Origin of the sequence: Intestinimonas sp. UBA1698 (assembly GCF_002320075.1) — a bacterium.
Classification (GTDB): domain Bacteria; phylum Bacillota; class Clostridia; order Oscillospirales; family Oscillospiraceae; genus Intestinimonas; species Intestinimonas massiliensis.
This window is the reverse complement of sequence record NZ_DCJO01000016.1, coordinates 18321-36738: the sequence shown is the minus strand read 5'-3', so window position 1 is coordinate 36738 and position 18418 is coordinate 18321. Positions and strand designations below refer to the sequence as shown.

20 protein-coding genes and 1 pseudogene are annotated in these 18418 nt (G+C 55.9%); 11 read left to right on the top strand and 10 right to left on the bottom strand.

The genetic code is table 11. The features are described from left to right. From B3H64_RS03705 to B3H64_RS03675, 7 genes and pseudogenes are all read right to left on the bottom strand, one after another. Nucleotides 1-801 (bottom strand): annotated as a pseudogene (locus tag B3H64_RS03705) (hypothetical protein); the annotation flags it as partial. A gap of 273 nt (nucleotides 802-1074) precedes the next feature. Then, nucleotides 1075-1311, bottom strand: coding sequence for a helix-turn-helix domain-containing protein (locus tag B3H64_RS03700; RefSeq protein ID WP_286733067.1), 237 nt, complete (start codon nucleotides 1309-1311; stop codon nucleotides 1075-1077). 1 nt (nucleotide 1312) lies between these two features. Then, nucleotides 1313-1741, bottom strand: a complete 429-nt coding sequence (locus tag B3H64_RS03695; RefSeq protein ID WP_349676159.1) for a sigma-70 family RNA polymerase sigma factor — start codon at nucleotides 1739-1741, stop codon at nucleotides 1313-1315. 476 nt (nucleotides 1742-2217) lie between these two features. Further along, on the bottom strand, nucleotides 2218-2397 hold the full coding sequence (locus B3H64_RS03690; protein WP_414653447.1) for a cysteine-rich KTR domain-containing protein: 180 nt from the start codon (nucleotides 2395-2397) through the stop codon (nucleotides 2218-2220). A 7-nt stretch (nucleotides 2398-2404) separates the two neighbouring features. Next, entirely contained in the window at nucleotides 2405-2827 is a 423-nt protein-coding gene (locus B3H64_RS03685) for a YjdF family protein (protein ID WP_286733054.1), read from the bottom strand. Beyond that, entirely contained in the window at nucleotides 2824-3348 is a 525-nt protein-coding gene (locus tag B3H64_RS03680) for a PadR family transcriptional regulator (protein ID WP_286733050.1), read from the bottom strand. The genes B3H64_RS03685 and B3H64_RS03680 overlap by 4 nt, the downstream gene beginning before the upstream one ends. Nucleotides 3349-3416: 68 nt before the next feature. Next, nucleotides 3417-4793, bottom strand: a complete 1377-nt coding sequence (locus B3H64_RS03675; protein ID WP_286733047.1) for an MATE family efflux transporter — start codon at nucleotides 4791-4793, stop codon at nucleotides 3417-3419. A 193-nt stretch (nucleotides 4794-4986) separates the two neighbouring features. Here B3H64_RS03675 and B3H64_RS03670 point away from each other — a divergent pair, with 193 nt between their 5' ends. The 3 genes from B3H64_RS03670 (at nucleotide 4987) to B3H64_RS03660 (ending at nucleotide 7697) form a co-directional block, all read left to right on the top strand. Continuing rightward, entirely contained in the window at nucleotides 4987-5508 is a 522-nt protein-coding gene (locus B3H64_RS03670) for a PadR family transcriptional regulator (RefSeq protein WP_286733044.1), read from the top strand. Between the two features lie 275 nt (nucleotides 5509-5783). Continuing rightward, nucleotides 5784-6041, top strand: coding sequence for a hypothetical protein (locus B3H64_RS03665; RefSeq protein ID WP_286733041.1), 258 nt, complete (start codon nucleotides 5784-5786; stop codon nucleotides 6039-6041). 3 nt (nucleotides 6042-6044) lie between these two features. Further along, complete coding sequence (locus tag B3H64_RS03660; protein WP_286733038.1) at nucleotides 6045-7697, top strand: recombinase family protein; 1653 nt, start codon at nucleotides 6045-6047, stop codon at nucleotides 7695-7697. A 74-nt stretch (nucleotides 7698-7771) separates the two neighbouring features. Here the strand turns inward: B3H64_RS03660 and B3H64_RS03655 are convergent, their stop codons facing one another. The 3 genes from B3H64_RS03655 to B3H64_RS03645 form a co-directional block, all read right to left on the bottom strand. Next, nucleotides 7772-8485, bottom strand: a complete 714-nt coding sequence (locus tag B3H64_RS03655; protein ID WP_286733036.1) for a 5'-methylthioadenosine/S-adenosylhomocysteine nucleosidase — start codon at nucleotides 8483-8485, stop codon at nucleotides 7772-7774. Beyond that, nucleotides 8482-9027, bottom strand: a complete 546-nt coding sequence (locus B3H64_RS03650; RefSeq protein ID WP_050618198.1) for a phosphatase PAP2 family protein — start codon at nucleotides 9025-9027, stop codon at nucleotides 8482-8484. The genes B3H64_RS03655 and B3H64_RS03650 overlap by 4 nt, the downstream gene beginning before the upstream one ends. Before the next feature lie 87 nt (nucleotides 9028-9114). After that, nucleotides 9115-9642, bottom strand: a complete 528-nt coding sequence (locus B3H64_RS03645; RefSeq protein WP_050618197.1) for a DUF4330 domain-containing protein — start codon at nucleotides 9640-9642, stop codon at nucleotides 9115-9117. Nucleotides 9643-9761: 119 nt separating this feature from the next. Here B3H64_RS03645 and csaB point away from each other — a divergent pair, with 119 nt between their 5' ends. The 8 genes from csaB to B3H64_RS03605 all read left to right on the top strand — a co-directional run bounded on the left by csaB (nucleotide 9762) and on the right by B3H64_RS03605 (nucleotide 18418). Next, a complete protein-coding gene (gene csaB / locus B3H64_RS03640; protein ID WP_286733027.1) occupies nucleotides 9762-11999 on the top strand; it encodes a polysaccharide pyruvyl transferase CsaB in 2238 nt (745 codons plus the stop codon). 20 nt (nucleotides 12000-12019) lie between these two features. After that, a complete protein-coding gene (locus B3H64_RS03635; RefSeq protein ID WP_286733024.1) occupies nucleotides 12020-13093 on the top strand; it encodes a glycosyltransferase in 1074 nt (357 codons plus the stop codon). 289 nt (nucleotides 13094-13382) lie between these two features. Then, nucleotides 13383-13877 carry a 5-(carboxyamino)imidazole ribonucleotide mutase gene (purE, locus tag B3H64_RS03630; protein WP_278893554.1) on the top strand — a complete coding sequence of 165 codons (495 nt, stop codon included), beginning with the start codon at nucleotides 13383-13385 and terminating at the stop codon, nucleotides 13875-13877. A 1-nt stretch (nucleotide 13878) separates the two neighbouring features. After that, nucleotides 13879-14598, top strand: coding sequence for a phosphoribosylaminoimidazolesuccinocarboxamide synthase (gene purC / locus B3H64_RS03625; RefSeq protein WP_286733019.1), 720 nt, complete (start codon nucleotides 13879-13881; stop codon nucleotides 14596-14598). Between the two features lie 3 nt (nucleotides 14599-14601). Further along, complete coding sequence (locus B3H64_RS03620; protein ID WP_286733016.1) at nucleotides 14602-16023, top strand: amidophosphoribosyltransferase; 1422 nt, start codon at nucleotides 14602-14604, stop codon at nucleotides 16021-16023. A gap of 6 nt (nucleotides 16024-16029) precedes the next feature. Next, complete coding sequence (gene purM, locus B3H64_RS03615; RefSeq protein WP_286733012.1) at nucleotides 16030-17070, top strand: phosphoribosylformylglycinamidine cyclo-ligase; 1041 nt, start codon at nucleotides 16030-16032, stop codon at nucleotides 17068-17070. Then, nucleotides 17067-17720, top strand: coding sequence for a phosphoribosylglycinamide formyltransferase (purN, locus tag B3H64_RS03610; protein WP_278895155.1), 654 nt, complete (start codon nucleotides 17067-17069; stop codon nucleotides 17718-17720). Before purM ends, purN begins: the two co-directional genes overlap by 4 nt. After that, on the top strand, nucleotides 17711-18418 hold the full coding sequence (locus B3H64_RS03605) for an IMP cyclohydrolase (RefSeq protein ID WP_349676158.1): 708 nt from the start codon (nucleotides 17711-17713) through the stop codon (nucleotides 18416-18418). Before purN ends, B3H64_RS03605 begins: the two co-directional genes overlap by 10 nt.

Here is an 18418-nt window from a genome sequence, read left to right as displayed (position 1 = left end):
GATTTTAAGTCCCGTATCACTAATACTTTTTTTCTGTGCCGTTTCATATATTGTGCGAAGCATAATTGACTTTGTTATCTTAACATCAAAATTTTCATAGACACGTTTTTTGGAATTATCCTCTATGGAATACCCCACATCTGCAGAAACTATCTCTTTGGGGCCTAGCGTAGTTGCAACATTATACTTCAATAGCTCTTCCGAAATCTGCTCTCTTTCGATAGTTTTCATTATTTTATTATCGATTAGCATTGCGATCTCATGAGCCTTGGAAGTATTCAAGTAAAATAAGTTGAATAGTTGTGTGGTAGGTATTGTGCTAATATTGTCTGTTACATTTCTTCCTTGAATTTTGGAAACATAGAAATTCAAGAATAGAGCAAGTAATATTATTATCGAGATGTTTTCATAGTGTCTACTAATAAAAGAGGAAATCCAAACATTTCGGATGCAACCAACAAAAAGCAAAAAAGAAAAAATGTTGCTCAACTCAAGCGAAACACTTATAACTCGAATTACATAAAAACTCTTTGCAAGTATAGCAAAGATAATGTATATGCCAACAGGAAGTAGCAACCAATATTGTTCCAAACGAAATTGAACTAATATGATATTCAAAGCAATCTCAATTAAGGACAGGAATAGAGAAAATGAGAATAAACAATACATTTTCTTTACATTTATTTTTTTGAAAAAGAAAATCTTTATATAATTTATTATGTTATCCATCTCTTTGCTCCTAATAGTGAAATCTATTATATTATAAATGATTTCAGCTAATTTCTCAATTGTTCTGCTCAATAAGTACCTCAGACAGCTTTCGGGGTTACGCATTTAGAATAGCATTTCAATAGGTAGTAAATAAATTTGCCTCCCATTCATCGACACATGCTGGAAAGCATTGCAAAAGCGCACTGTCTAACCATCTAAATGCGTAGATATAAACACTATAATGGCAGCGGGCGCAAGCGGATTTCTGCTTGCACCCGCTTAGCTACCACACAACAAAGACGGAGGAAGCCGTCAAGGGCGCGGAGCGTTCATCTCGACCCTTGACGGCTTCCTTTGGCTTTGCTATTTCTTGACTACGATGGCATCCACCAATTTTGCCTGTAAGCGGTGCTTCATGTACTCATCAATACCGATGCGCGGCAGACCATCTTTGCCATAAAGCGTTCGCGTACAAATCTTGTTGATGTAGCGGTCGTAATACCGTAAGACGCGCTCCAATGCTAACGGATCACCGGCGCGGGCCGCTTCGATTATGTCCATTGGCAAAAGCACTCTGCCGTTAAAAGTTGGTTGCTTCATGTTAGTTTCTCACTCCTTTGGATTGTAAGTCTTTTCGCAGTTCATTCAGTGTCTTTGCCCTGTGCCGCTGGACGGCGCTGCGGGACATTCCTGCAATACCACCAATCTCACCGTCTGCCAGCTCCAACACACAATACAGGATCAAAATGCTCTGTTCCTGTTCTGGCAAGCTTGCAAAGGCGTCGGCCACCAGTTCGTCCCGGATATGCAGAGCGTAGCCATATGCCGTGAATGGGATGCTGTCGCTTGGGTATTCGTCCATCGTGCAGAGCTTGTCCATTTCATACTGCGACAAGACACTGAACTGGGTTTCCCATTTTCGCTGGCGGCACAAATCTCGCAGATAGGTTTTGGCCTCATTGCGGAGGACGGTTTTGCAGAAAGCGTCAAACCGGCAGCGTTCTCCATAACTATCAGAGATGTACTTTATCTTCTCACCCCCGATCCGCGGGAGAATGAGAAGTTAGAGTTGGTGCCACCACCCCTTGTCTCTATTGTGTCTATGTTGATACGGCAGTTTCGGCCCGCACCGAAAGACCACCATAACAGATCAGCAAAAGTAAATGTAATATGCCGACAACTTACACCGTATAGTACATATTTTTGTCCAAAACTCTCCCGTGCTGAAGATAAGCTTTTTTTAATAAGCTATATAGTTGATAAACAGACTGTATCAGCATGGTGGTCTCCTCCGTGGACTGCCGATCTTGCATAGAGCAACATAGAGTAAGCAAAGCAAAAACGGCGGTCTTGATTTCTCAAAAACGCCGCTGGGATATGAGATAGCGCACACAAAAACAACCTGCCCGGCAACGGTTTTTTTCTTTCCCCGTCGGGCGGAATAATTGGATCATGTGTTAAGGAATAGAAAAAGCCGATAACTACAAGAAGAAATACTCTTGCAAGTTATCGGCTCTGCGTCTTAGCGTCTGGCTCTCGGATGATGGATAGATTCAGTTGTCTTACCGCAATCAAGGTTTCATGTTTGCATTTCGGGCAATACAGTGGAAAGTTTTCCAGTACCGTATCATCACGGATTTTCAATCGCGTTTTGCTGCCGCAAAAGGGGCATAAAATCCATTCTATCTTCTTGTTATCTTCCTCTGTGCTTGGCTCTCTTCTTTTCCTGCCGTATGGCAAACTGGCGGTCTTTCTCCGCCTCTTTCTGCTCGCGACTCTTGGTTTTGCGTTCCAGCTTACATTGCTCATGCTGGAGTTTTAACGCCTGCTGCGCCTTTGTTCCAATGCCTTTATCTTGTAGTTGATTTTGAATTTCGCGCTGCATACGTTTAGGATTGATTTTTCGCTCTATGGCTGCTTCGGCCTGGATTGGGGGACTAAAATTCAACTTGTGCCAATTCTTCAGCAGAAACTCATAGACCTCGTAATCTTTGGGCTCTGAGCCGAAAGTGATTTTGCATACCTCGTACTTGCCATTATCCGTTCTTTCATATAGACCGATCCAAAACGGAGCTTCAAACAGGATGGTCAAACTGCTTTTGGGGCCTGTACTCATTCTTCCAAGAACTGCCCTTCAAAGTGATCCAGCCATTCCAAAAGGGCGCGATAGAGAAGCTGCTGCTGCTCAAAAATAGTTTTCCCAACCAAGGGAATGTCTGTAAATTCCCGCGCATAGCCCTCGTTCGATTCAGCCGAGGACTGTATGCTCCGGCGCAAAGTCGAAACCAGCTCCAACGCTTCGGCTTTGTCCATCTTGTTCAAATTGGTAATGACCACATTGAAATCGAATAGCAAAGGTACTGGGCCAGCGGCGCAAGAGGACATCAACTCCTTGAAATATGCTCTGCCCTGATCGGTAATAGAATAAATGGCCTTATCCGCAAACTTATCGCCCTTGACAATATCGCTTTGGAGATAACCCTTCTCGCTCAACTGGAGTACTTTTCGATAAATAGAGGGGACGCTTATTTTCGTCCAGCGGGAAAAATGGTGGTACTCCACATCCTTTTGAATGTCATAGGTGCTTTGCGGTTTCTCCAATACAATACCAAGTATGACTAAATCAATCGACGACATAACGACACCTCCGACTTTTACTATTAACAATAGCACTATTGACAATAGTAAAAGTCAAGGGGCGTAACTTACATTTCCGAATTGGACATAGTCTGTTTTTCAGCCCTGGACAGTTCCCGATGAAGGTGCAACGCCATAAAAATAGTGATTACTACGGAAATTACATCTGCGATGGGTTGGGCATACAAAATTCCGTTCATGCCCCATACCATAGGCAGCAACAAAATGACAGGGACAAAGCAGATACCTTGTCTGCACGCTCCTAAAAAGAAGCCTGCCGCCCCCTTGCCCAGAGCAAGAAACAGAGAGGAATATACCGTGTAGAAACCGAAGAGAATGAATGTAAGGCCGTTCGCAAACAGGGATTTTTGACCGGCCAAAATCATTTGAGTATCTCCCTCTGTAAATTGAGAGATAATCTGCGTGGAGAAAACGGCCATCACCAAACCCACGACTAAGCAGAAACTGGTAGACCAAATGATTGAGATTTTGATTGCTTCGCGCAGGCGATCAAACTTCTTTGCCCCATAGCTGAATCCGGCAATAGGCTGAAACCCTTTTAAAAATCCAAAAACAACAAGCGTTCCCATAGAAGTAATTCGCGTGACTGCCCCCATGCCTGCAATGACCGAATCGCCATAATCGCCGGATGCACGGTTAATCAGCGCAATCGAAAGGCTTGTCAGCAGTTGGAATACTAAAGTGGGAATTCCAATTTTCAAAATTTCCGCCATCATTTGTCCCGTAGGAGAAAACACTTTTACACTGAAGGAAAATGCGCTTTTTTTGCGAAGAACATAGGTTAGATAAACGAGTGTGGACACCATTTGCGAAATTGCTGTGGCAATTGCTGCACCCGCTACACCCATGTCCAAAGCGTAAATGAAAAGAGGATCCAATCCGATGTTCAATACGGCTCCCAGCAGCAAGGCACACATGGTCGTCTTTGCGGCGCCCTCGCTGCTTACAATGTTGTTCATTGTTACATTAAACACGTTGAAAATACAGGACAGCACATAAATTCTTGCGTATGTCAGGGCATACGGCATAATCGTTTCTGTTGCGCCCAACATTGCCAAAATTGGTTTGAGGAAAACCGTAGAAAACAGAATGATAATGGCGCCAATCAGAATACTGCTATATAGTGCGGTGCTTGCCACCCTATTGGCGGTATCTTTATCTCCGCGCCCAAGCAGTCTTGACAGATAGGATGCGGCTCCGTTACCGAACATAAGGCCCAAACCAACCACGACTTGTCCCAAGGGGAACACGACGGAAATAGCACCCATTTGACTTTCGCCCAGACCGCCCACAAAATAGGCATCTACCAGATTATAGAGTGCATTGATCAACATCCCAATCATAATCGGTATGCCGAGGGCCATCAGAGCTTTGGGGATGGGCGCACTGCCCAAAAGCTTAAGTTTGTTGTTGCGTTCACTCATTGTGGATACTTCCTCCTGAAAGAATAAATTACAGTAGTATAAATTATAGTATACTGCAACGACTATACTACTATAAATTATAGTATTTGTCAAGGGAGTCGTACCCACTCTTGACAAAGACTATAAAATCAAATACTATAATTTATAGTGCTGCTATTCAAAATACGCGCTGGAGTGGAAGGGAGTGATCCACATGGCTACCATTGATTTAATTGTTCTTGGAATGTTAAAAAAAGAGCCGATGAGTGCCTATGATATACAGAAATTGGTGGAATACAGGAACATCTCTAAATGGGTAAAAATCAGCACTCCATCTATCTATAAAAAGACAATTCAGTTAGAAGAAAAAGGGCTAATCCGGGGCGAAGTCGTCAAAGAAGGCAAGATGCCGGAAAAGGCAGTTTACTCTCTGACCGAGGCTGGAGAATCCGAATTTGAACGGCTCATGTTTGAAATCTCTTCAAAACCAATCAACATTTTCTTGGACTTCAATGCTGTTATTGTGAATCTGGATTCTTTACCGGATGGAAAACAGCGTGCATGTGTTGCAGAGATTCAGGAGAATATCAATACTTTGAAAGCCTACCTAGAAGAAAACATAAAAGAAAAGGAATACGAACCTAGTATTCCGGCAACGGGTATGGCCGTATTGCGTCAGCAGTATGTATTGGCAGAAGCAATCCAGACATGGATCAATTCTTTGAATCTTGTTTAATCAAATTAAAATAACTAAAACAGCCAGTAACCTGCGGAGCAAACTAGCAGGCTACTGGCTGCTTTGATTTGAAAATACTTTTTCCACCTCTTTAGCGGGCAGTTTCCGTCCTTTCAAGCGTAATATTGGCGAAGCAAAAAGCAAGGGTTTGGGAAGCTCCCAACAAGCAAAAATCTCCGCTCCGGCAACAGGCCGGAAACGGAGATTTTACGGAAGTGTGGCCACACTTCCTATGCTTGCTCTGTTGTGGCTTCCCCGGAAAGGACGGGAACGGAATGGAAAGGAAACAAAGCACCAAAGAGAGCGATTATCTCCCAAAACGGGGAAATCCGCTGCAAGAAACCGTCTGTTATAAGCTCGGCGGGACGGTCTATGAAGTACATACTTCCTGCGGTGGGACGGAGCCACTTTATGACAAAATGGTGCGGCTTATTCGTTCGGAAGCCATTGCCACATCTGCTGACAAAGAGGACAAACCACAGTATAATAAGGACAGCAACCTGTTTGTCGGGCGTTCATTACAGGAGGAATGAACCATGACAGCAAACACCACCTATCCCGACAACATTACCGCTTTATACGCCCGCCTATCCCAAGAGGACGCTCTGGACGGCGAGAGCAACAGCATAGCCAATCAAAAGAAAATCCTTTTGAAGTACGCAACCGACAACGGTTTTCCTAATCCAAAGTTCTTCATTGACGATGGTGTGTCCGGGGTAACATTTGACCGTCCGGGCTGGAATGAGATGATCCGGCTGGCCGAGGCGGGAAAGGTCAGAACCGTCATTGTCAAGGATATGTCCCGCATGGGTCGGGACTATCTGAAAGTGGGCTACTATACCGAGAGTTTCTTTCCTGAGCGAGATATTCGGTATATCGCCATCAATGACGGCGTGGACAGCGACAAGGGGGACAATGATTTTACCCCTTTCCGGAACTTGTTCAACGACTTCTACGCCCGCGATACCAGCAAAAAGATCCGGGCTGTCATGCGTGCCAAAGGAAATGCCGGGGAACACCTCTGCACCAATCCGCCATATGGTTACATGAAAGACCCAGCAGACAAAAAGAAGTGGATTGTGGACGAGGAAGCCGCCGAGATCGTCAGACGGATTTTCGATCTGTGCATTGCAGGGAAAGGCCCCATGCAGATTGCCAAGCTGTTGACCGCCCAACACGTCCTGACGGTTAAGGCCCACTATGCCCAACGGGACGGAAAGCCGCTGCCGGAGAAGCCGTACCAATGGAGTCCGAAATCTGTCGCGGGGATATTGGAGCGGCCAGAGTACACCGGCTGCACGGTGAACTTCAAGACCTATTCCAAGTCCCACAAGCTGAAAAAGCGGCTGCATAACGCCCCAGAGAACCAGCGGATTTTCCCCAATACCCAGCCCGCCATTATCGATGAACAAGTCTTTGCGCGGGTACAGGAGTTGCGGGAGAACAAGCGCCGCCCAGCAAAGCAAGCCGAGCGGCAAGGGATGTTTTCCGGTCTGCTGTACTGTGCCGACTGTGGAAGCAAGCTGCATTTCGCCACAGGCAAAAACATGACACCGCAGCAAGACTGCTATCGGTGTTCCCGGTATAAGAGTAATACGGGTGATTGCACCATGCACTTTATCCGGGAAGAAACGCTGAAACTGTTCGTGTTACAGCGGATTTTCGATGTGACGGCGCTGTTCTTTGATGATGCCATGGCATTTGAGGAAGCGGCGAGAAAGCAGCGTTTTCAAGAAGCGGAGAAAGAGGCCAAGAAGCGCAGGCGTGAAATCGTCCAAGCGGAAAAGCGCATTGCCGAGCTTGACCGTATTTTCAAGCGCATCTATGAGGATGACATCAGCGGGGCAATCAGCCATGAACGGTTCTTGAAGCTCTCCGCCGACTATGAAGCGGAGCAAAAAGAACTGACGGAGCAGGTCAAGGTATGGCGGGACGCAGTAGAAACCTTTGAACAAGATCAAGCCGATTTTGCTAGCTTTGCAGCCATTGTGCGGAAGTATGTGGGTATCCGGGAACTGACACCCACCATCGTCAATGAGTTTGTAAAGAAGATCATCATCCATGCGCCGGATAAGTCCAGCGGCCACCGCAGGCAGAAGATTGAACTGGTCTGGAACTTCATTGGAGAGGTGAACCTGCCGGGCGATGATCAGACGGTGGAAAGGCAAAGAAAAGGCAGGACGGCATGACCTTTCAGCCATGCCGCCCTGCGACAATTAAATTACTTCCTTATGGGTGCGTGCCTTTGGGTACGGACCTCTTTTTATACAGGCACCTCCAGCGCTGTGAGCACGAAGCGCTGAAGCCGCTCCCCCACCGTGCGCTGATAGGACTCTCCGGTCAGCTCGTTGTTGGAGATGATCCGCACGCCTACGCAGGGCACGCCGAAGCGGGCGCACACCTCATAGGCCGCCGCGCTCTCCATATCCTCACAGCACTCCCCCGCCCGCTGCCGGAGCCACAGGATACGGTCGATCTCCCGGTTGAATACGTCGCCGCTGCCCAATCGCCCCGAAACTCTCGTCCCCTGCCAGGGGGCTTTTTCAAACAGCGCCGCCCAAGCCGGGTCCGCTTCATACACCGGGAATATCCGCTGCCCGTCGTCGTGGAGGTGAAATTCCCAGTCGAAGGGCGCCGAGCCCTCCCCCCTGTTCCGCATCTGCGTCTTGAGATCGTGGATGTGGATGCAGCTCCGCCCTACTACCAGGTCTCCTACGTGCAGGTCCTCCCGGTGGGAGCCGGCAACGCCCTGATTGATCACAGCCCGGGGACGGAAGGCTGTGGCGCCCAGGGCGGTGGCGGCGGCGCACCGAATGGTGCCGATCTCCGTCCGGCTCACCACCAGATCCAGGGCTCCGCAGCGGCCCCGCCAGAAGCGAAAGCCGCCTGTCACCGTCTCCTCCCGCGCTTCCAGCCGGGAAACCAGCCAGTCGGTCTCCACATCCATGGCCCCCTGAATGAGGATGGGTCCCTTCATGTCCGTCCCGCCTCCCACTTGCCGTACAGCCGCCAGGCCAGCCAGCCGCAGAACAGGCCTACGGCACAGCCCGCCAGCACGTCAGTGGGAAAGTGCACCCCCACATACAGGCGGGAAAAGGCCATCAGCACAGCCTGAAGGATGCACAGGCCCTTGAGCCAGCGCCGCTCCACAAACCGCGCCCACACCGACCCCGCCGCGAAGGCGGCGCAGGTGTGTCCCGAGGGAAAGGAGAGCGGGTCGTTCTCTACCACCAGATGGGTGAGCCCCTCCACCACCAGCCAGGGCCGGGTCCGGCCCACCAGGTGCTTGAGGACCACGTTCGTGCACAGCAGACCCAGCAGCAGCGCCACCAGAGCCCAAAAGCCCATGCGTCTGGTCCGCGGGACCAACAGCAGGGCCAGAGAGATCCCCACCCAGACCAGCCCGGCGTTGCCCAGTTGGGTAAACAGCGTCATAAACCCGTCGAGTACGGGCAGGCGCAGGACTTCCTGTATCCACAGCAAAACGGCCCCGTCCAAGGCCTGAATATACTCCAGCATCCTATGCCTCCAGAGAAAGCAGAGCGGGGGCCAGCCATGTGCCCCCGCCCTTCGTATGGATTGTTCCAGATACCCGGGTCCGCAGGCTCACCCCTCCTGGGTCTCCCAGCCGCAGGTGAGAATGATGCCGTCGATCACCTCAAAATGCGTGGTCTTGACGATGTGACGCTTGCCCACCCGGACCTCCTGCGAGCCCACCTCGTTGGTGACGGTGTTGGCCACATGGGCCTTGATGGTGAACACCAGATCCACGGTATCCGGGTCCACAGGCAGGACCAGACTGCCGTCGTTGTTGGCGCTCAGGGTGGCATTGGCCTCGTGGGGCGTGGCGGTAACGTCGGTGACCCAGGCGGTCACCATCTCGCCGTTGGCCATCAACTGGTCGCCCTCCTCGGACGCCTCCACAAATGCCTTCACACTCTCGTAGACCTCCGGCTTGATGGCGTCGCACTCCACGGTGTAGGTAAGCACCGTAGTGCCACCGCCGGCATTCTCGGCCCGGTGGGTGGCCTTATAGCCCACCAGCGCCACCGCGGCGATGAGCAGAAGTACGACCAGCAGATCAATGATGTTCAGCCTGCCAAAAATTTTTCCCTTTTCATCCACGACTTTCATGGGATACCTCCGTTTGTTTTTCTGCGAAGGGACGTTGTCCTCTTTTTATTTGACCGTCTTACCGAACTATTGTATAATATTTTTGTCTGCGTTACAAGTACTTTTTGGAGGCCCTCGGCATGAAAGTCATTCATCTCATCAGCGGCGGCGACAGCGGCGGCGCCAAAACCCATGTGCTCTCCCTGCTCCAGAACCTGTCCAGGACCATCGAGGTGGACATGGTCTGCTTCATGGAGGGACCCTTCGCCCAGGAGGCGCGGGAGCTGGGCATCTCCACTCAGGTCTATTCCGACCGCAATGTGCTCCGCACCCTCCGCCTGCTCAAGCAGAAAATCCGGGAGGGCGGCTACGATCTCATCCACTGTCACGGTGCCCGCGGGAATATGATGGGCGCCTTTCTGCGTAAATCCACCGGCCTGCCGGTGGCCACCACCGTCCACTCCGACTACCGCCTGGATTATCTGGGCCGACCCTTCTCCCGCGTCACCTACGGCACCATCAATACCCTCGCACTGCGGCGGCTGGATTACCGCATCGGCGTCTCCGACGCCATGGTGGATCTGCTCATCTCCCGGGGCTTTGACCCGGACAAGCTCTTCCCCATCTACAACGGCATCGACTTCACCCTGCCGCCCCCCGCCCTGGACCGTATGGCCTATCTCCGGTCCGTGGGCCTGGAGGTTGACGAGACCTCCGTGGTGGCGGGCATCGCCGCCCGCCTCAACCCGGTCAAAGATATCGCCACCCTGATCCGCGGCTTTGCCAAGGCCCATGCAGCCTGTCCCCAGCTCCGGCTGCTCATCGCCGGGGACGGCGAACAACTGGATATGCTCAAGGGGTTAGCCGCCGAGCTGGGCGTGGCCGGGCAGGTCTGCTTCGCCGGCTGGGTCACCGACACCAACACCTTCTATCAGTCCCTGGACATCAATACTCTCACCTCGCTGTCCGAGACCTTTCCCTACGCCCTCACCGAAGGGGCCCGGGCCTCCCTGCCAACCATCAGCTCCCGGGTGGGAGGTGTGCCCTACCTCATTGACCACGGGGTCAACGGGCTGCTCTTCTCCCCCGGCGATGCCGACGAACTGGCCCGGCACCTCGTCGCCCTGGCCCAGGACGCCACTCTGCGCCACCATCTGGGCCAGCGCCTGCACCAGAAGGCCGTGGAGGAATACGCTCTGGAATCCACCGTCCGCCGTCAGCTCGACATCTACGAGATCATCCTGCGCCGCCAGCAGCGGCCCCATCACAGCCGGGACGGCGCCCTGGTCTGCGGGGCCTATGGCCGCGGCAACGCCGGCGACGACGCCATTCTGGAGGCCATCGTGGCTGAGCTGCGGCACCTGGACCCCGATCTGCCCGTGTGGGTTCTCTCCCGCAGTCCCCAGGACACCCGGCTGAAATACCGGGTCAACTCCATCTACACCTTCGGGGTCCCCAAATTCCTCTGGCGCATGGCCCGCACCCGTCTGTATATCAACGGCGGCGGCTCCCTGATGCAGGACGTCACCAGCCACCGCTCCCTGTGGTTCTATCTTTTTACCATCTCAGCCGCCAAGCGCCTGGGCAACCAGGTCCTCATGTACGGCTGCGGCATCGGCCCCATTCACCACCCCTCCAACCGAAAGCGGGCCTCCCGGGTGCTCCAGAAAAGCGTGGATGCTATCACCCTGCGGGACACCCATTCCCTTTCCGAGCTGGAGGACATGGGGGTGACCCGGCCCGAGATCGTCCTCTCCGCCGACCCTACTGTCATTTTGCCCGCCGCCGAACCCGAGGTCATTGACGGGATGCTGGAGAGCCAGGGGCTGGACCCTCACGGCCGGTATATCGGCTTTACCCTCCGCCCCTGGCCCGGCTTTGAGGAGAAGGCCGAACTCTTCGGGCGGGCGGCGGACTATGCCTGGGAAACATACGGCCTGACTCCGGTCTTTCTGCCCATCGAAAAGCGGCTGGATGTGGAGGCTTCCCGGAAGGCGGCCGCCTATATGAAGGCCCCCCACCACATCGTCGAGGATACCGGAGCTTCCGACCACACCATCGGCCTTTTCGCCCGGATGCAGGTGGTGGTCTCCATGCGCCTGCACGCCCTGGTCTTTTCCGCCGGACAGGGCGTCCCGCTGGTGGGCGTGGTCTACGACCAGAAGATCAGCTCCTTTTTGTCCTATATCGGCCAGGATCTGTTCACCGACCTGGGCGAGCTCACCTACGAGCGCCTCACCGGCCAGATTGACGCCGCCGTACGGCGCATCGGAGATGTCCAGTTCCTCTCCGGCGGCGTGGAGCGCCTGCGTCAGGTCGAGCGCCGCAACAGCGAGACGGCGGCCAAGCTGCTGGGTCTCGCCCCGCCGAAACCCTGATATCCACGGAGGTCCTCCCCTTGAAACAATACGTTGTCCTCTCCCACGAGCCCTGGCAGGCCATCCCCACCCGCACCCAGCAGCTCGTCACACGGCTGAAGCGCGCCCAGGTCCTCTTCTTTGAGCCCGCCGGCTCCAAGGAACGCAAACAGGGCAGGCAGGTCCGCCCGGGCGTATTCCTTTACACGCTGCCCCCCGCCCCCGCGGTGCCGGAGCGGGCCTCCCTGCTGTTTCGCCGGGCCTGGCGGCGGCAGGCCGGCCAGGTGCTCCGGGCCATGAGTCGCCACAGCTTCCGGGACGCCGTGCTGTGGACCACCTCCCCCGCCCAGGTCCATCTGCTGGACCACCTGGCCTATCAGGGCCTGATTTACGACTGTAGTCGGGACTGGTCTCATCTGCCTCTCCACTGGGAGGGCGATCTGTCGGCGGCGGCCGACGTGGTCTTTGCCGCCTCCCCCTACCTGCGGGACCGGCTCTCCCCCTGCAACGCCAACATCGCCCTCATCCCCAACGGAGTGAATTTCCCCATGTTCTGCCGGACGGACCTGGATACTCCCCCAGAGCTGTCCGGCCTGTCCGGCCCGGTGCTGGGCTGGGTGGGTGCGGTGGACGCCGCCCTGGACCTGGCCCCCGTGGAGTACGCTGCCAAGGGCCACTCCCGCTGGCAGTTCGTGCTCGTGGGTCCGGTGAGCGACAATCCCCGACTGACCTACCTGCGCGAGCTGCCCAACGTCCATCTGCTGGGCCCCCGGCCCATGGTGGAGGTCCCCGACTATCTGGGCCGCTTTGACGTCTGCCTGGACCTCCAGCGCCGGGACCGGCTGGACAGCGACGTCATTCCCCGGCGTATCTACGAATATCTCTCCACCGGCAAGCCCATCGTCACCATGCTCCTGCCCGAGCAGGTGGAGGAGTTCCCCGATGTCATCTATGGCGCCCACTCCCTGGAGGAGTATGACCGCATGTGCGCAAGCGCGCTGGCCGAGGACCCCACCTGGGTCTCCCCCCGCCGGAGAGACTACGGTTCCGCCGCCGCCTGGTCCCGCCGGGCGTCCGAAATTCAGCGCATCCTCAGCGGCATCGGCCTGTACTGACGGTTCAACGGCAAGAATCGCCAAGGCGGGATTCCGAATCGCAGGGGATGTTGTGTAAGCCTACGAAATTGATTTTCCGCCCTTGTAAACCCGTGTAAAATGGGATAAAATTTTGTTCGAATACGGACGAAGGAGTGCGGAAATGGTGCTTTTTCTGTACATCTCCCACGGGAATGGTCAGGGCGTTTGCAAGGGCCTCAATGCGTCCAATTTCAATCGGTAACCGATCGGCAGGTCATCTGTTTTTGCGGATGGCCTGCTTTGTTTTGTTTTTTAGGAGGGAAACAGCATGTGTAAAAAAGTTGCCGTAGTCATGGGCTCTGACAGTGATCTGGAGGTCATGAAACCCTGCATCCAGCGCCTCAAGTCCTTTGAAATCCCCGTGGAGGTCCGGGTTATCTCCGCCCACCGCACCCCCGCCGCTGCGGAGCAGTTCGCCTCTGCCGCCCGGGCAAACGGTTTCGGGGCCGTCATCGCCGCCGCCGGCAAGGCCGCCCATCTGGCCGGCGTCATCGCCGCCTACACCACCCTGCCTGTGATCGGCGTACCCATCCAGACCTCGATGATGGGGGGTCTGGATTCCCTGCTTTCCATGGTCCAGATGCCCAAGGGCATCCCCGTGGCCTGCGTGGCCGTGGACGGCGCCGACAATGCCGCCATCCTGGCCGCCCAGATGCTGGCCCTCTCGGACGAGGCGCTGGCCAATAAGCTCACCGCTTTCAAGGCCCAGATGGCCGATGAAGTTTCCCAAAAAGATCAAAACATGCAGATGGAGGAGTTTTAAGATGGCTTACGAGAAGAAGGAGCAGCTCTACGAGGGAAAGGCAAAGAAAGTGTTCGCCACCGGCGACCCCGAAGTGGTCATCGTCTCCTATAAGGACGACGCCACCGCCTTCAATGGCCTCAAGAAGGGTACCATCACCGGCAAGGGCGCCATCAATAACCGCATGACCAACAATCTCATGCGCCGGCTGGAGGCACAGGGCGTACCCACCCACTATGTGGAAGAGCTGTCCGACCGGGAGACTGCCGTGAAGAAGGTCTCCATCGTACCTCTGGAGGTCATCATCCGCAATATCTCCGCCGGCTCCTTCGCCAAGCGCTACGGCGTGGAGGAGGGTATCGTGTTCGACGAGCCCACCATTGAGTTCTCCTATAAGAATGACGACCTGGGCGACCCCCTGCTCAACACCTATCATGCCCTGGCCCTCAAGCTGGCCACCCAGCAGGAGATCGACCTCATCCAAAAGCACGCCTTCATGGTCAACGATCTGCTCAAGGGCTTCATGAAGGAGATCGGCATCGACCTGGTGGACTTCAAGCTGGAGTTCGGCAAAACCAGCGACGGCGCCATCGTGCTGGCCGACGAGATCTCTCCCGATACCTGCCGTCTGTGGGATGAGACCACCCACGAGAAGCTGGACAAGGACCGTTTCCGCCGGGATCTGGGCGGCGCCGAGGAGGCCTATGAGGAGGTCATGCGCCGTCTGATGGGGGATCGGTGATCCATGGGGGGCTTTTTTGGCGCAATCTCCAAGCGGGACTGCGTGCTGGACCTTTTCTTCGGCGTGGATTACCACTCCCACCTGGGCACCCGCCGGGGCGGAATGGCCATCTACGATGAGCGCGACGGCTTCCAGCGGCAGATCCACAACATTGAGAACACCCCTTTCCGCACCAAGTTCGAAAAGGACCTGGCCGATTTCCACGGCCGGTCCGGCATCGGCTGTATCAGCGACACCGACCCCCAGCCTCTGCTGGTGCGCTCCCACCTGGGCCTTTACGCCATCACTACCGTGGGCATCATCAACAATGCCGACAGGCTGGTGGAAACCTATTTCTCCGACCACGGCCACCAGTTCATGGCCATGAGCTCGGGAAAGGTCAACGCTACCGAGCTCACCGCCGCCCTCATCAATCAGAAGGACGACCTGATCTCCGGCATCCGCCACGCCCAAGAGGCGATCGACGGCTCAGCCACCATCCTCATCCTGACCCAGGACGGCATCCTGTGCGCCCGGGACCGCCTGGGCCGCCTGCCGGTGCTCATCGGCAAAAACGAGGACGGCTGTTGCGTCTCCTTCGAATCCTTTGCCTATCACAAGCTGGGCTATGAGGACGCCTATGAGCTGGGTCCGCAGGAGATCGTCCGGGTCACCGCCGAGGGGTGGGAGACCCTCTCCCCCGCCGGAACGCGGATGAAGATCTGCGCCTTCCTCTGGACCTATTACGGCTACCCCAACTCCAACTACGAGGGGGTCAACGTGGAGGTCATGCGCTACCGCAACGGCGAGATCATGGCCCGGGACGAGGTGCAGCAGGGCCGCTTGCCCAAAGTGGACTACGTGGCCGGCGTCCCCGACTCCGGCGTCCCCCACGCCATCGGCTTTGCCAACCGCAGCGGCAAGCCCTTCGCCCGCCCCTTCGTCAAATACACCCCCACCTGGCCCCGGTCCTTCATGCCCGTCAACCAGGACGTGCGCAACCAAGTGGCCAAAATGAAGCAGATCCCCGTTCCTGAGCTCATTGAGGGCAAAAAGCTCCTCTTTGTGGACGACTCCATCGTCCGGGGCACACAGCTTCGGGAGACGGTGGAATTTCTCTACGAGTCCGGAGCCGCCGAGGTCCACATGCGCTCCGCCTGTCCCCCTATCATGTACGGCTGCAAGTTTCTGAACTTCTCCCGCAGCAACTCCGATATGGAGCTGCTGGCCCGAAAAACGGTGCAGGAGCTGGAGGGGGACGAGGGGCAGGAGCACCTGGACGAATACGCCGACGCCTCCACGCAGAGGGGGGCCTGTATGCTCCAGAGCATCTGCAAGACGCTGGGCTTCGACTCCCTGGGCTATCAGTCCCTGGACGGCCTGCTGGAGGCCATCGGCATCGACCGCGATCAGATTTGCACCTACTGCTGGACAGGAAAGGAATAACGACCTATGAAAAATTCTCACTCCGAATCCTACGCCGCCGCCGGTGTGGACGTCACTGCCGGCTATGAGGCCGTCAACCGCATCAAGCCTCTGGTGGAATCCACCTACATTCCCGGCGTCATCGGCACGCTGGGCGGCTTCGGCGGGCTTTTTGCCCCCAATCTGGAGGGCATCCAGAAGCCTGTCCTGGTCTCCGGCACCGACGGCGTGGGCACCAAGCTGAAACTGGCCTTTGTCCTGGACAAGCACGACACCGTGGGCATCGACTGCGTGGCCATGTGCGTTAACGACATCGTCTGCTCCGGCGCCGCCCCCCTCTTTTTCCTGGACTATCTGGCCGTGGGCAAAAACGTGCCTGAGCGCGTCGAGTCCATCGTCTCCGGCGTGGTAGAGGGCTGCCGCCAGGCCGGCTGCGCTCTCATTGGCGGCGAAACCGCCGAGATGCCCGGCTTCTATCCCGCCGACGAGTACGATCTGGCCGGGTTCTCCGTGGGCATCGCCGATCAGGAGAACATGTTGGACGGCTCCACCATGCAGGAGGGCGACCTGCTGGTGGGCCTGGGCTCCTCTGGTGTCCACTCCAACGGCTTCTCTCTGGTCCGCAAGGTGCTGGGCGAGGACGCCAAAACCCTGAACACCCATGTGGCCGAGCTGGGCTGCACCCTGGGTGAGGAGCTGCTCAAGCCCACCCACATCTATGTCAAGGCCATCCGGTGCCTGCTCAAGCACGGAATCCACATCCGCGCAATCAGCCACATCACCGGCGGCGGCCTTTATGAAAATGTGCCCCGCATGATGAAGCCGGGCCTCACCGCCCGCATCGAGACCGCCTCCTTCCCCGTCCCCCCCATCTTTGACCTGATCGCCAAGCAGGGCAAGATCGATTCGCGGGACATGTATAACACCTTCAATATGGGCGTGGGTCTGGTCATCGCCATCCCCAGAGATGAGATCGGCAACGCCAAGAACTTCCTCTGCCGCGCCGGGGAGCGAGCCTACATCATCGGCTCGGTGGTCAAGGGCGACGAGGGCGTCGTGCTGGTATGAAGAGGATCGCCGTACTCGTCTCCGGCGGCGGCACCAATCTCCAGGCTTTGATCGACGCGCAGGGGGCCGGAGCCATCCAAAACGGGACCATCGCCGCCGTCCTCTCCTCTTCCCCCGCCGCCTACGCCCTGGAGCGGGCCGCCGCCGCCGGTATCCCCGGCTATGTAGTGGCCCGGCAGGATTTCCCGGGCAATCGGGAGATGACCCGCGCCATCGTGGAGCGGCTCCAGCGCCTGGACATCGACCTGGTGGTACTGGCCGGATTCCTCCACATCCTCACGGAGGAAATGGTGGCGGCCTATCCCAACCGCATCCTCAACGTCCACCCGGCGCTCATCCCCTCCTTCTGCGGTACGGGCTATTACGGCCTCCGCGTCCATGAGCGGGCCCTGGCATACGGGGTCAAGGTGACGGGCGCCACGGTCCACTTTGTCAACGAGGAGCCTGACGGCGGCCCCATCGTCCTTCAGAGGGCGGTAGACATACAGGAGGGAGACACTCCCGAGACCCTTCAGCGCCGGGTGATGGAGCAGGCCGAATGGGTCATTCTCCCTCGGGCCGTGTCGCTGTTCTGTCAGGACCGGCTGGTCGTAAAGGGCCGGACCGTCCATATTCTGCCCGCATGTGAAAAGGAGGAGCCATTATGCTGATTGATCTGAACGAATCCCTCCGCGCCAACCCCTATCCCGGCCGTGGTATCCTGCTGGGCCGCTCTGCCGACGGCGGGAAGGCGGTAATCGCCTATTTCATCATGGGCCGCAGCGAGAACAGCCGCAACCGCATCTTTGAAGAGACGGCCGACGGCATCCGCACCCGGGCTTTTGACGCATCCAGGATGACCGACCCCTCCCTCATCATCTATCACCCGGTCCGTGTGGTGGAGGGGACCACCATCGTCACCAACGGCGACCAGACCGACACGGTGGCCGACGCCTTTCGGCGCGGCGAAGGCTGGGTCCGTGCTCTGCGCACCCGGGAGTTCGAGCCAGACGGCCCCAACTACACCCCCCGCATCTCCGGTATGGTCCGCCCTGACGGCACCTACCGTCTGTCCATCCTGAAGTCCGCCCAGGGCGATCCCGCCTGTTGCCAGCGGTTCTTTTTCGAATACGATGCCCCCATCGCCGGGCAGGGACACTTTATCAGCACCTATGATGGAGACGGCAGCCCGCTGCCCTCCTTTACAGGAGAGCCCCGGCCCGCGGCAATCACCGCCCCCGACGCCGAGACCTTGGCGGCAGAGCTGTGGCAGAGCCTCCACGCCGATAACAAGGTGTCCCTGTTCGTGCGCTTTATCGACCTGGAGAGCGGCCAGACTGAGACCGTGCTCCGCAACAAGCATCAATAA

Excerpts from the sequence above, each read along its gene's own strand:
- B3H64_RS03700 (WP_286733067.1), bottom strand. The coding sequence starts at position 1,311 with ATGAAGCAACCAACTTTTAACGGCAGAGTGCTTTTGCCAATGGACATA.
- B3H64_RS03685 (WP_286733054.1), bottom strand. The coding sequence starts at position 2,827 with ATGAGTACAGGCCCCAAAAGCAGTTTGACCATCCTGTTTGAAGCTCCG.
- B3H64_RS03680 (WP_286733050.1), bottom strand. The coding sequence starts at position 3,348 with ATGTCGTCGATTGATTTAGTCATACTTGGTATTGTATTGGAGAAACCG.
- B3H64_RS03675 (WP_286733047.1), bottom strand. The coding sequence starts at position 4,793 with ATGAGTGAACGCAACAACAAACTTAAGCTTTTGGGCAGTGCGCCCATC.
- B3H64_RS03670 (WP_286733044.1), top strand. The coding sequence starts at position 4,987 with ATGGCTACCATTGATTTAATTGTTCTTGGAATGTTAAAAAAAGAGCCG.
- B3H64_RS03665 (WP_286733041.1), top strand. The coding sequence starts at position 5,784 with ATGGAAAGGAAACAAAGCACCAAAGAGAGCGATTATCTCCCAAAACGG.
- B3H64_RS03660 (WP_286733038.1), top strand. The coding sequence starts at position 6,045 with ATGACAGCAAACACCACCTATCCCGACAACATTACCGCTTTATACGCC.
- B3H64_RS03655 (WP_286733036.1), bottom strand. The coding sequence starts at position 8,485 with ATGAAGGGACCCATCCTCATTCAGGGGGCCATGGATGTGGAGACCGAC.
- B3H64_RS03650 (WP_050618198.1), bottom strand. The coding sequence starts at position 9,027 with ATGCTGGAGTATATTCAGGCCTTGGACGGGGCCGTTTTGCTGTGGATA.
- B3H64_RS03645 (WP_050618197.1), bottom strand. The coding sequence starts at position 9,642 with ATGAAAGTCGTGGATGAAAAGGGAAAAATTTTTGGCAGGCTGAACATC.
- csaB (WP_286733027.1), top strand. The coding sequence starts at position 9,762 with ATGAAAGTCATTCATCTCATCAGCGGCGGCGACAGCGGCGGCGCCAAA.
- purE (WP_278893554.1), top strand. The coding sequence starts at position 13,383 with ATGTGTAAAAAAGTTGCCGTAGTCATGGGCTCTGACAGTGATCTGGAG.
- purC (WP_286733019.1), top strand. The coding sequence starts at position 13,879 with ATGGCTTACGAGAAGAAGGAGCAGCTCTACGAGGGAAAGGCAAAGAAA.
- B3H64_RS03620 (WP_286733016.1), top strand. The coding sequence starts at position 14,602 with ATGGGGGGCTTTTTTGGCGCAATCTCCAAGCGGGACTGCGTGCTGGAC.
- purM (WP_286733012.1), top strand. The coding sequence starts at position 16,030 with ATGAAAAATTCTCACTCCGAATCCTACGCCGCCGCCGGTGTGGACGTC.
- purN (WP_278895155.1), top strand. The coding sequence starts at position 17,067 with ATGAAGAGGATCGCCGTACTCGTCTCCGGCGGCGGCACCAATCTCCAG.